General features: G+C 59.5%; 13 protein-coding genes. All 13 read right to left on the bottom strand.

Annotated features, from left to right (window positions below; genetic code table 11):
* Positions 1 to 8 precede the first annotated feature (8 nt).
* The 13 genes from HDE80_RS21510 to HDE80_RS21450 all read right to left on the bottom strand — a co-directional run bounded on the left by HDE80_RS21510 (position 9) and on the right by HDE80_RS21450 (position 12,522).
* Entirely contained in the window at positions 9 to 518 is a 510-nt protein-coding gene (locus tag HDE80_RS21510; RefSeq protein WP_184674308.1) for a DUF3613 domain-containing protein, read from the bottom strand.
* A complete protein-coding gene (locus HDE80_RS21505; RefSeq protein ID WP_184674306.1) occupies positions 515 to 1,348 on the bottom strand; it encodes a Flp pilus assembly protein TadD in 834 nt (277 codons plus the stop codon). The genes HDE80_RS21510 and HDE80_RS21505 overlap by 4 nt, the downstream gene beginning before the upstream one ends.
* 86 nt (positions 1,349 to 1,434) lie before the next feature.
* Positions 1,435 to 2,394: a type II secretion system F family protein gene (locus HDE80_RS21500; protein ID WP_345776490.1), complete on the bottom strand. Its 960-nt coding sequence runs from the start codon at positions 2,392 to 2,394 to the stop codon at positions 1,435 to 1,437.
* A gap of 49 nt (positions 2,395 to 2,443) precedes the next feature.
* The gene (locus tag HDE80_RS21495; protein WP_184674304.1) at positions 2,444 to 3,373 is read right to left on the bottom strand and encodes a type II secretion system F family protein; all 930 of its coding nucleotides are present in this window, start codon (positions 3,371 to 3,373) and stop codon (positions 2,444 to 2,446) included.
* Positions 3,370 to 4,665 carry a CpaF family protein gene (locus tag HDE80_RS21490; RefSeq protein WP_255484070.1) on the bottom strand — a complete coding sequence of 432 codons (1,296 nt, stop codon included), beginning with the start codon at positions 4,663 to 4,665 and terminating at the stop codon, positions 3,370 to 3,372. Before HDE80_RS21490 ends, HDE80_RS21495 begins: the two co-directional genes overlap by 4 nt.
* Entirely contained in the window at positions 4,665 to 5,951 is a 1,287-nt protein-coding gene (locus HDE80_RS21485; protein WP_184674302.1) for a fimbrial protein, read from the bottom strand. The genes HDE80_RS21490 and HDE80_RS21485 overlap by 1 nt, the downstream gene beginning before the upstream one ends.
* Positions 5,952 to 5,969: 18 nt before the next feature.
* Entirely contained in the window at positions 5,970 to 7,292 is a 1,323-nt protein-coding gene (locus HDE80_RS21480; protein WP_184674350.1) for a type II and III secretion system protein family protein, read from the bottom strand.
* Positions 7,293 to 7,314: 22 nt separating this feature from the next.
* A complete protein-coding gene (cpaB, locus tag HDE80_RS21475; RefSeq protein ID WP_184674300.1) occupies positions 7,315 to 8,379 on the bottom strand; it encodes a Flp pilus assembly protein CpaB in 1,065 nt (354 codons plus the stop codon).
* Between the two features lie 30 nt (positions 8,380 to 8,409).
* Positions 8,410 to 8,922: a TadE/TadG family type IV pilus assembly protein gene (locus HDE80_RS21470; protein ID WP_345776489.1), complete on the bottom strand. Its 513-nt coding sequence runs from the start codon at positions 8,920 to 8,922 to the stop codon at positions 8,410 to 8,412.
* A gap of 5 nt (positions 8,923 to 8,927) precedes the next feature.
* The gene (locus tag HDE80_RS21465) at positions 8,928 to 9,461 is read right to left on the bottom strand and encodes a prepilin peptidase (RefSeq protein WP_184674298.1); all 534 of its coding nucleotides are present in this window, start codon (positions 9,459 to 9,461) and stop codon (positions 8,928 to 8,930) included.
* 139 nt (positions 9,462 to 9,600) lie between these two features.
* Entirely contained in the window at positions 9,601 to 9,780 is a 180-nt protein-coding gene (locus HDE80_RS21460) for a Flp family type IVb pilin (RefSeq protein WP_184674297.1), read from the bottom strand.
* A gap of 850 nt (positions 9,781 to 10,630) precedes the next feature.
* Positions 10,631 to 11,338 (bottom strand): DnaA regulatory inactivator Hda, encoded by a 708-nt coding sequence (gene hda / locus HDE80_RS21455; RefSeq protein WP_184674295.1) that lies wholly within the window; start codon positions 11,336 to 11,338, stop codon positions 10,631 to 10,633.
* On the bottom strand, positions 11,335 to 12,522 hold the full coding sequence (locus tag HDE80_RS21450) for an AI-2E family transporter (protein WP_255484076.1): 1,188 nt from the start codon (positions 12,520 to 12,522) through the stop codon (positions 11,335 to 11,337). Before HDE80_RS21450 ends, hda begins: the two co-directional genes overlap by 4 nt.
* Between the last annotated feature and the right edge of the window lie 105 nt (positions 12,523 to 12,627).

Here is a 12,627-nt window from a genome sequence, read left to right as displayed (position 1 = left end):
GCCTACCTCTACTGGCCATAACCGCTGCTATTGCCGCCGCTATTGCTGCTATTTCCGACGGTGGTTTTGTAGAACTCCGGAATATCGTGATTGAAACTCTTCAGGTAGCGGCTGTAGCTGGCACTGGCTTCCACACCAAGCATAGGTAACGGCTTTCCCGCCTGACTGCCATCAACCTGCATCTGAAGAAGGTTCCGGGTGGTTTCACCCACCGACGTACCAGGTGAGCGGTGTTGCCCGACAGGGGAAGGCGCGGCAGCAGCTGGCGCCACATAAACGGATGCCACCGCTGGCGGAGCCGCCGCGTAGCCGCTGTTCAACGGCACGGTGACTGCGGTTGATGTCTGTGCTGCAGCCGGCACCGCGGTTGCTTGCGCCTGTGCAGCAGCAGCGGTGCCGCCGTCACCCAACATCTGTCCGGTCACCGGCACCTGCTGCGCCGCAGCACCTGCCGGAAGCAGGGCAAGAACCAGAGGCAGAATCACGGAAGATGCCGCCGTCGCGAAATGAATCTTCATGGATGGACCTCACTGGTCTTGGACGATGCACCGAAACGTTCAAGCATGGATTCAGGAACGCCACCACTCTGGGAAACCGGTGGCTGAGTCATTTGCGAATCGTCGGATGATGCCGTCGCACCTGGCGTCGATTGGGACGGCAGCAAGGCCATCGCGGTGGGGCGCTCGACCTGTTGTGCGAGCTGCAACTGCACCGCCAGCGTATGTATCTGCTGCCGGGCGGCTGTTGGCAGGTTGGCCCGCTGCATGGCTGCGTCGGCTTGCGCATAGTCGTTGTTGAGCAACATCCACAGCACCAGATTGGAAATCGCCCTGACGTTGGCCGGCGCCAGTTCAGCCGCCTTGGCCAGGGGCTCATGCGCGGCGGTTATCTGGCCAGCGCGCAATCGCTGATAGCCCAGATCACCCAGATAATCGACGTTGACAGGGTCCATCTGCACGGCTTTTGAGAGCGCCTGTTCGGCCTGCATGTTCTGCTTCTGCGCCGCTGCGATCAGGCCGAGGCCATGCCATGCGGCGCCCGCCTGATCGGTATGCAGAAGGTCTGCATAGAGTTTTTTCGCCGCATCGATCTGTCCGGTTTCACGCAGTGCGTCAGCCTGCAGGCGACTCAATTCTGGCGGGCTGCCGTAGCGCTGACGGAAAGCTTCGATATTCGCCAGAGAAGCGTAATAGGCACCCTGCTGCTGCATCTGGCGGATCAAATCCAGATACATCGGCTTGCTGTTCTTGTCGCTCTGCTGTGACGGCTCGGATACAAGCTCGGGCTGAACGTGGTTGAGGTATCCGCCATGATTGGCGCATGCGCTCAGCAACAGCGAGCTACCCAACAACGTAATCGAGCATGCCCTGATAAAGGGCCGGCGGAGAAGAGTGCGGGCAAACGTTGAACGTCGAGATGGCGATAGGGTCATGATCAATGTCCTTTCAGCTTGGCCATGGTGCTGATCAGCGAGACGATGGCAGGACCGGCAAGCACCGCCATCAGCGCGGGTAGCAGGGTCAGCATCATCACCAGAGTCATTTTTACCGAGAGCTTGCCGGTCTTTTCTTTCATGCGCAGCTTGCGCTGCTCGCGTAGCCGCTCGGCGAATTCACGTAACGGCTCCTGCACCGCACCGCCGTGCAGATGAACCTGCAAGATCATCTGCACCAGGCTTTTCAGATCCTGGTTGTCGAACGATTCGGCCAGACGCCGCAAGGATTGATCCCGCGGACGACCATGCATGTAGGAAATGTTGGCCTCATGAATCTCCCGCCCCAATACCGGTATCACAATATGGAAGCACTCGGCGATCGTCTGCAGGCTTTGGTCCATGCTGAAACCGATACCTTGCAGCAGTCGCAACAAGTCGACCAATAGCGGCAGTTCGCCCTCGACCCGCTTGCGCAAACGGGCGGCCCACGAACTCAGAAAAATTTTTGGCAACAGCACACCAGCCGCCAGTGCAGCCAGCAACTCGGCGAAGGCCCTCGCACCGGTAGGCCGCAGCAGCGCCATCACCATGATCGGCAGCAGCAACGCCATCACCAACCGCAGACCGAGAAAAAGCGCGCGACCCGAGGTGGTGTTGTGGTTGGTCTGATCCAGCAATAGCAGGTCTTCCTTTGCCAGCAGAGCCTTGCCAAGACGTCCATCTTCAAAGTGAGCCCCGATCGACTCCAACCAATGCCGACAAGCACGCCAAAGGTTTGCCGCACCGCCAGTAACCGGCCTGCCATCCGGGCCCTGACGAAGCACGCGCGCCAGGGCTTCATTGATTACCTGCTCGCGCTGATCACTCTGCCGTACCTGATACAACAGGCTCCAGGCCAGCAGCACCAGACCGAGTGCCAGGACGAGTGCCGCTAATGCAAGAAGCAGTCCGGCGATCACGGGGCACACTCCCCTGAAGTAATGGCGAACGACGTGATGGCGAACGACGTCATAGCGACTTCGCCAGGCGATACAGCAAAAAGCCACCGAACAACTCCATCACCAAGGCAATCAACAGAATTTTCTGGCCCAGCGCCTCGGTAAACATCGGATGGAAAAAAGTCGGGTTGAGCAGCGACATGATGATGGCCACAACCACCGGCAGAAAACCCAGTACCCAGGCCGACAATCGTGTCTCCGCGGTGATTGCGCGCAGCTCGTGCTGAGCCTGATCGAGATCACGCATGAAATCGCTCATGCGCTGCAGGATGTGATCGGCGCGACCGCCCATGCGCACCGCAGTACCCAGCACTACATGCAGTAACTCGAATGCTTCAAGCCGATAGGGTTGCGAGGCCATCTGCAGCGCCTGGTCGAGCTCCATGCCGCTACGAACCGACACCATGGTCCGATCAAGCAGCTGGCGCAGCGGCATCGACACCGTTGTCGATGCCGCCAGGAAGGCCATCGGCAAACTGTTGCCGATGGCGGCCTGGCGCACCACGGAGTCCAGAAAGTCGGGCGTCTGGCGAATCAGCTGCTGGCGCTGCTTCTCGATCCGCGCGCGCAGCCACAGCCATACCAGTACCGCATACGCGACCAACAACACCGGCAGCGCCCAGGGCGTGCCGATACGCCATGCACCGAGCTCCGCCAACACCAGGCCCAACACAGCCAACTGAATCGGCAGTCGCCATCCCGTCGGCAGACCCGCGCGCAGGCATAGCGTGTCAGTGACAAGACCGCCGGAACTGCGCGGCGTTTCCTTCCCTCTACCCAGTAACGGCGGTGGCATGCCGTGCGCCTGACTGGCCAGACTCCTGTCGATGTATTCCAGGCTGCGACGCCGCTGCTGTCGCGCCGGGCTGCCCCACCACAACTCGATGGCACCGGCCATCAAAAACGCGACCACGCTGAACAGGGCAAGGGCGAGAATCATCCTATCGCCTCCAGCGAGGCACGCTGCAGAAATTCGCGAAACGGCTCCAGCTTGCGCGTATGCGGATGAAAGCCCAGCGCCGGCCAACGGTTACGTTCACTGCCGTTGACGTCGATAAACGTTTCGTGCCGGAACATTTCCTGCGTGGTGATGATCTTGTCAGTCAGCCCGGTTATTTCCGTCACTGAGGAGATGACCCGATGACCATTACTCAGCCGGGCGATCTGGATAACGAAATCAATCGCGCTGGCGACCTGCCGCCGCAGGCTGTCCTCGGTGCCTTTGAAGCCCGCAAAGCCAGCCAGCATCTCCAGCCGGCTCAAAGCATCACGAGGCGAATTGGCGTGGATGGTGGACATGGAGCCATCGTGTCCGGTGTTCATCGCCTGCAGCATTTCCAGCACTTCCGCGCCGCGCACCTCACCCACGACGATCCGATCGGGACGCATCCGCAGGCTGTTGCGCAAAAGATCGCGCGTGCTCACGGCGCCACTACCATCAAAACCGCCGACGCGGCTTTCCAACCTCACCACATGCGGATGGTTGAGCGACAGCTCGGCGGTATCCTCGATGGTAATGACTCGCTCATTCAGCGGAATGTAGCTGGCCAGTGCGTTCAGCAACGAGGTCTTGCCCGAACTGGTGCCCCCCGAGATCAGAATATTGCAGCGACTCTCGACGGCGGCCTGCAGCAGCGCGCGCATGCAATGATCGAACGCGCCGTTGGCCATCAGCTCATCTGGCGTGAATGGATCCTGGCGGAATTTTCGAATCGATACGCTTGGACCGCTGACCGCCAGCGGTTCGATAATCGCGTTGAGGCGTCCGCCATTCGCCATCCGTGCATCGACCATCGGATTGGCTTCGTCCAGCCGCCGCCCCAGCGGTGCGAGGATACGACGCACGGTGCGCAGCACATGGCGGTTATCACTGAAACGGACTGGCTCACGTTTCAGTACGCCACGTCGCGACACGTAGACGTCCTGATAGCCATTGACCAGAATGTCCTCCACTTCCGGGTCAGAAAGCAGGTCATCCAGCGGGCCATATCCGGTCAACTCCTTGAGCAGTGCCGTAGCCACCTTCTGCACTTCGCTCTCGTTAATCGGAATGCGCCACTCCTGCACAAAGGTGGCGGTTTCGATACCGACGTACGTGACCGCGGTGCTATGAGACCACGACGCGATATCGAGGCGCTGATCCTCAATACGGTTCAACAGAAATTCGTGTGCCGCCGACACTGTGTCGTGAAACTGCTGGGTGTGCTCGAAGGGGATCAGATCTATGTCCATCATCCCCTCCTCACCCTGTCGAGCAGCTGTTTCCACCAGGAGCGCACGATCACCGGACTCTCTTCGACGTGCAGATTCCGGCGCAACTTTTCCAGCAGCAATTTCAGGGCGCGCAGATAAGGGTCGCGCGGTGCCACCTGGTGCAGCAACAGGCCTTGATTCGCGCTGGCACGCAGTGCCCTGAAGCGATCCGGCAGCAGGCCCGCCAGTCGCAGATTGAAACGTTTGGCAATCTTCCCGGCGCTGACACCGTCATCTGGGTCATGCCGGTTGATCACCAGAAATAACCGTCCATCACGGAATCCAAGCTCATCCAGCTGCCGCAGGCAGGCGTCAAGCGACACCATCGAACCGATGCTCTGGTCGGCAATCAACCAGATTTCATCGGCTTCGCGTAACAGCGGCAGCGGCACTTCCGAGACTGGCAGGCCACCAAGGTCGGTCAGCAGCAGATCGAAATGATGGCGCAGACGATCCAGCAACACGGGCAAATCGGCCGTGTCTGCAGGCTTTCCCAAGGTTCCGGGTGCCTGCGACAACACGGTCAGCCGACTGTCGTGATTGGTAAATGCCGTACGAATCAAAGTGGCGTCGATCCGCCGTGCGCCCAGCAATGCGTTTTCATAATGAAATTCATTCGGCACGCTGAGGTAAAGCGTGGCGTCGCCCGCTGGCCGCCCAAGGTCCAGCAAGATCACCTGCGCCTCTTTTGGCCCCTCATCCGCACCCGTCGAGGTTTTGCCGGGGCTGACCAGTGCGCCCAAATGTGCCGCCAGAGTGCTGGTGCCGACACCGGGCCTGACCCCGAGCAACAGCACGAGCCGGCCATGCGAATGCGGCACCGGCGTCAAAGCAGCGGGCGCAGGCCGCGCATCGCCATGCACGCGCATCAGCAGTTCGCTGATGTCTTCGTCCTTCGCATCGATGTCGAGGAATTCACTCACGCCCGCACGCAGGGCCGCCAGCACACCACCCGCTTTATCAGCGCCAATCGAACCGACTCCCACCAGTGAAATACCTGGCGCCCCCATCATCAGTCGGCGCGCCAGCATGGAGGAGCGCTCGGCTTCCGTTGGCGAATAATCCAGCAGGATGAGTGGCAATCCGGCCAGATAGATCGGCTCCCGCGTGCCACTGATGTCGCGCGTGTCGACCCAATGCACGACCGCAACGTGCTTCAACCGGGCAGTAAGACGCTGCGCCTGCCTTTCATCAGAAGAATAGAATTGCAGATCCACCTTGGGTTCCGGCTTGGTGATCGAATACAGCGTAGGTCGTGTGTGCATGATCGATACTCCCCCGCCTCAACGCGAGAACCCCGGCAGCTGATCCGAACCGGCCGGATTGAGTAGGAACGATCCCCATACGGGCAGATTCGGATTTGCTTCGCGTTCGCCCGGCAAGGGCAAGGTGGTGCCGCGGGCAAACGGCTTGATCAGATGCGGCGTAACGATGATCACCAGCTCCTTGTCCTCGCGGCTGTAAGTGAGATCGCGGAAAAACACGCCGATGATCGGAAGATCGCCAAGCAGCGGAATCTTGTTGACCTTGCTCATGATCGACTGGCTCACCAGTCCACCAATGACGAAGGTTTCGCCGTCACCCAGCTCCACCGTGGTATCGGCACGGCGAGTGGTAAGTGCGGGCACCGAGACGCCGCTGAGGATGATGGCATTGGAGTAATCCAGGTCGCTCGCCTCTGGCGCCACCTTCAGCGCAATGCGATCACTGGAGAGCACCGTCGGTGTCACGGTCAGCCCGATGCCGAACGACTTGTAGGTGATCGTGGTGGTGCCCAGCCCCTGAGGCACCGGAATCGGCAACTCGCCACCGGCCAGAAAACTCGCACTCTGACCAGAAAGCGCCACCAGGCTTGGCTCGGCCAGTACGCGTGCCAGCCCATCGCTCTTGAGCAGATTGAGGCTGGCATTCCATTTCCCGGTTGTCGAGGCCGCTACCAGATTGAAGGCCGAGGAGAGCGTGCTGCTGGTACTGGTGGTGTTGGCGGAAGCGGTCGGACTGGTGACGCCGTAGCTGAAACCGCCATTGGCGTTGGTGAAATTCAGCCCGAGCTGGTTCAACGCCGTCTTGTCGAACTCCACCACTTTCACATCGACCTGCACCACGCCGCCGCTGGCCACGGTAGACGTATCGACAATCGTGCCCTTGCTTCCGACCGCTGCCGATGCGGCCTCGTGCGCCTGCTCATGGTCGAGCATCGTCGGGGCACTGCCCTGCAGAAGCGCGCCATCGTCCTGTACCGACAGATCCGTTCCGACGCCATCTTGCAGTTGCGCCTGCAGCGCACTATGCACGCTCACCACCAGCCGCTCGGGAGAAGCGGCTCCGCGGCGCCAAAGAAGCAAGGTGGTCTGCCCGGGCTTCTTGCCGACCAGCAATGCCTCGGACCGGCTCTTCAGCATGATCAGATCGGCCACGGCCGGATCGGCAATGGCCACTCGTTCAAGATCACTCGGCAACCGCAGTGGACGTTGTTCATGTGCCTGCAGATCGAGACTTGCCGCAGACGCTGCCATGGTCAGTGCAGGCAGCGTCATCAGCAGCGCGACGAAACAAGCGCATGCGATGACTTGCCGACGGGATGCAGAGGCATAGCGCGAAAACATGGTCATGGAGAGATCCATCGCATCATGGGTAGGTCCGGGCGGGGCGCGCGCTTTCGTCTGATGAGCCGCGAATGATCTGGATGCCTTGGTAAGTCCGGGCACGATCGGAGCGGACCGGTTTCCCAGCCCCCTGATCGTGACCCGCCAGACCCGTGCCATCGATGCCGGCATAGGCCTGGTTTTCCGGTTGCAGCAGTTGCTGCTTCTGGTCCGCGCTCAGATCGGCGCGCGCCAGGAGCACCGGCCGCGGCTGGCCAAACAGCGCATCGTCGGGCTGGCCCTCGTCATTCGGCGGCCGCACACCCAGAGACAATTTGCCGTTTTGCACGGCCAGCAGCAGCTGATTCGCATCGTCAACCGGCACGGCGAGCACCGCGGTATGCGGTACCGACTGGGTCGTCGGCTGGCTCTGCGGGTTGTTCGACACCTGCCGGGAATCACCGTCGGTGACCGGCTTGGCCTTGCCGCCATCAGCGACTACCGCTGGCGATTTTTTTTCGGGCGATGACGGCAAATCGTCACTGCCATAAGCCAGCACCCGCAGGCGCGACAGCAGAAGGCGTGTCTGCGAAGCATCCCGCGTATCCGCATGCGAAGCCGGGTTAGAGATCGTCGCCTGCGGAGCCTTCAGGCTCACGAAGACATCGACATAGTCGCCGGGCAACACGCGGTTACCCGCGCCGGCCTGCTCATCCACCGGCACGGCCACCGCCCGCTCACCCGGCTTCAGCGCCATCGCCACACCACGGGCGAGTACGTTCGCGGTCACCGGCGTGCCCGCCGGAATATCGATCAGTGGCACGCCTCCGGCCACGGCATCCACGTCGCCATAACCAGCCGCCGGACGCTGAGCCCAGTTGACCACTTGCAGCGACGATGCGGCGAGTGGCATACCTGCCGGTAGCGCTGTAGCCGCCACCACCACAGGGACCGTCGCTGACTCCGACGACAAGTTCACGGCGTGTGCCGTCGCCACTTCGTCGGCGACAGGCCTCACGGCACGCCGGCCGATACTGAAAGCCATAATCGCCAGCACGATGGCGACCGCCACCAGTAACAAAGCCGCTATGTGGGTGAATTTCGGCATCGGTAAGTCTCCGGATCGCAGGTGCAACCCTTAGAGTTGAACAATGGCGGTGCTGCTGATGGGGCCCAGCACCCATCCGTAAACGGTCTGGGTACCCGGAATAAAGGGGTATGTCTTGTAATCGAAGGAGGTCACCACCTGCACGCAGCTCAGGCTGGCATTTGCAGGACAGGCGATGGTCGTAACGACAATCGGGCCATCGGTGCAATCAGGCGCCGTGACACCGGAAAAAGTGAGCAGCCACTGCATGGACTGTGCGGCGACCTGACACGCTGTTACTTCACGATTCGCACTGTATTGCAGCGCCGCCCGAGCGCCATTGTCGGCAGCCAGCGTGAGGGATTGCTTGGCCGCAAAAATCAGCACGCCGGACATCATCAACAGCAGCAATGGCAGCAACCCGAATAGAAAGATCAAGGCGAATTCGATGGCGACCACGCCCCGCTGCCTGGATCGCCCGATGCCAGCCATCACCCATTTCGCTCCGGCGGGATTAGCGCTTGAGGTAGGTGTGGCAGATACCGGAGAGATCGCGATCTTCATCAGCGTCACCAGTGCGTCAAGGTCGTAAATTTCATCGTGATAAGTGCTCCGATAGCCATATAAGCGGCATAAGGCAAACCCTTGCGCCCCTTTCTGGCGATCAGCACGCGCTGCCATAAATGCCACTCGATGACCTGCGCCTGCAGAGCAGCCAATCCCGAACCGGAATAGCGCATCAGAAAGCGGAACACCAAGATAATGACGGCATGTACTCCCCCAAGCAGGCTGGCGATAATCCATATCGGCAGTAGTGCCTTGCCACCCAGTAAAAAACCGAGCGTGGCAAAAAACTTTACGTCACCCGCACCCATCCAACGCATGACATAAAAGGGCAGCAATATCAGAAGACCGATCAACAGTCCGATTACGGCTAAAACCAGTGGCGCTGCCACTTGTTGCATCCATGCCCACATCAGCCACCCGGCACCGAAGAGCAATGCTGCCAGCAACCACGCGTTGCGCACACGACGCTCGTATAAATCATCAGCAATGATCAATAGGCACAGCACAATAACCACAACTTGCAAGAAGTTAGGCATCCAGCGTCCCTGATGGCGACATCAAATCACTGTACGTAACCGGTGCGTCTCGTAATCAACTTAATCAAGTAGTACGCATCGAACCTGGCATCAGCTAGAAGCCAATCATCAAGACAACCCGATCATCAATGTAAATTAACTACTTGGCGGCATTGGCTACAGCTGTCTCCATGGCAGTAAATAGATTCGTATAGAGCGTAGTCAGTAAGGGAGAGAAAGTAGCAGCCAAAGCTGCTGCCACCAAGGCGGCCAAAATTCCGTACTCCAGCGCCGTTATGCCGTCTTCTTCGCGAAGAAATTTGTTGATTGAGGCATTCATGTCGATTCCTCCGGAGCCCAAGTCTCCTTCAGTTATTACAGTTGTGAACGGATAACTTTTTTGTCGCCGTTCGGTAAACCTGCGGCGATTACCGCAGGGTGGCTCACCCCGGACTTTTCATCTGGTGATTTATCGAATCACTTACTCAGTCGCAGGAATTATTCGCATTCAACGCCAATGAATTTAAGCGAAAGATCAAGCACCATAATTTAAAATCAAGAACGAAAGACACTATTTACAGATCACATTTAAAAAATCTATTAATCCACCACATAATGAATAATGCATCGTGCGTGCCTGACATAGCCTTCCTTGCCTTCACACACCTTTTTCTGTGAACTGCGTTGGCTTTTCTCCTACCTGCACGCCTCTCGAGTTTTACTTTCTGCTAATTTCCTGAATGGCGATGCACAAAATCGGCATGTTTTCACACCGTTTGCAGTGCTCTTTTTGGGCAACACTGGCCGCGCTGGAGCCTGCTAGTGACATAACCCGTTTTGTAACCACGCTCCAAACAACCCTCGTCGCCTTCTACCGCTACGAAAGCCATTCGAGGTCGGCGTGAGAAACATCGGAAATGGCGATTGGTGTTCGCTAATGCGTGGAGCCGGCAGCCACGGCACCGGCTATCGACCTGGCACCGACCGCTGCGTCGTCGCCAGCAATCTCATGGCTGCCAAGACGATGATCATGAAACCGGCAACGGGTGTCGCCGATCTATACTGGAGTCGCTGAAAAATAAAAGCGCCCGTAGGCGCCCTTGTTCTTTTGTGTTGCTCGATGCTGAGTTAAATCAAGAGTACCGCGCCTATACGGCTGGATTGCTCACCGCTCCGGCATGTGTTTTCAGTCACGATGCCGAGTCCCCAGCCCCTCGTAAAAAACCACGCAAGAACGGCACTGTAATTTTGCGCTGCGCCGCCAGCGATGCCCGATCGAGTTTGTCCAGCAGTTCAAGCAAGGCACCCAGATCGCGCGCATACCGGGCGAACAGCCAATCGAGCACGCTCTCATCGAGTTCGATGCCGCGCGAAGTTGCCTGGGCTTTCAGCACCGAACGGCGCTCTTCGTCGTCGAGAGGTTTGATGGCGAACTGGGTACAGGCACCGAGGCGCGAGCGCAGATCCGGCAGTACCAGACCCAGTTGTGCCGTCGTTGCGCCGGCAGCGAAGAGCAGCGCACTACCTTCGGCCTTCGCCTGATTGTAGAGATCGAAAAGAGCATGTTCCGCATCGCGATTGCCGGCGATGGCACCCAGATCATCCAGCGCCAACAGACCGCTGCCGGCAACGCCTCGCAGTGCCGCCGCCCTATCGTCCAAGGTCGCCAACGGCAGATATTGCACAGCTCGTCCTGCTGCATTTGCTGCCTGACACGCGGCCATCAATAGATGGCTGCGACCACTGCCCGGAGAACCGTGCAGATAAACCCACGGCGCACCTGCATCATCGGCCAACGCCTGCACCGCTGCGAACGCAGCAGCATTTGCGCCAGGATGGAAATGTTCGAAGCGCTGGCGGCGTGGCCAGCGCAGCGCAAGCGGCAGTTGCTGCGTCATGGCTGCTCGGTGCGAGCCTGACCGGGTTTCAACGGCACGGTGGTGTCCGTTTCCACCGTACTGCCATCGGCGTTGTGCACGACGATATCAACCTCGGCGATGACCGGATCCTCGTCACCTTCGTCGGTGTACAGCTCGCTCTGGCGGTAACGTTCGACGAGGTAGCGCAGCAGCACCATGATCACCGACGCCGCCGGCAGCGCCAGCAGCACGCCAAGAAAACCAAACAACTCGCCGCCGGCCAGCACAGCAAAGATCACCGCTACCGGATGCAGGCCGATCTTGTCGCCGACCAGCTTCGGCACCAGCACGTAACCTTCCAGCAACTGGCCGACCACAAACACGCCACAGACGAGCAGCAGATGTGTCACGTCGCCGTACTGCACCAGCACTGCAATCACCGCGCCGCCGAAGCCAACGATAAAGCCGAGGTAAGGCACGAAGCTCAGCAGACCGGCCATGATGCCGATCAGCAGACCCACCGACAGGCCGACCAGCGACAACGCACCGCCATAGAAGACGCCCAGCGCCAGCATCACCAACAACTGGCCACGCACGAAAGCCCCCAGCACCTTGTCCGACTCCCGCGCGAGATACGCGATCGTCGGCTCGATCGAGCGAGGCAGCATGCGATCGATCGCGGCCACCATGCGGTCCCAGTCACGCAACAGGTAGAACGCCACTACCGGAATCAGCACCAGGTTGGTCAGCCACAGAACGATGCCGAGGCCCGAACGCGACACCTTGCCCAGCACCTCCGTCGCGATACTGCCGATCGAGCCGATATGCGCCTTGATATCGGCCATCAACTGATCGCTCTGGAACATCTTCGGATCCAGATGCAGCTTGGCCTGTATCCATGGCCACGCGGTGTTCTGTCCCCAGTCGGCATAGCGCGGCAAATTGGCGATCAGGTTTTCGATCTGGCGGGACACCAGTGGAATCAGCAACAGCAGCACCACGACAAAAAGTATGACCAGTACCAGAAACACGATAGTCGCCGCCAAGGCCCGACTCAGACCCAGCCGCTCCAATCGGTCAGCGAGCGGATCCCCCAGATAGGCCAGCATGCCGGCTACGGCAAAAGGCATCAATACCGGTGCGAGCAACCAGAGCAGGTAGATGAGGACGGCGGCGATGGCCAACATCTGCCAACGACGGGAGGTGTCATGCGTCACGGGCATATTCATGGCTGATACCTCATTGCAGATACCTCGGACCGAATCGACGGACGCCGATGGGATTTATGAAATCGAAGCGTTCAAGAACCGTCGTGAGCAGACCGTGTA

This window comes from Rhodanobacter sp. A1T4, from assembly GCF_014207185.1.
Lineage (GTDB): Bacteria > Pseudomonadota > Gammaproteobacteria > Xanthomonadales > Rhodanobacteraceae > Rhodanobacter.
The sequence above is the reverse complement of the archived record's forward strand: the minus strand, read 5'-3'. Positions and strand labels throughout refer to the sequence as shown.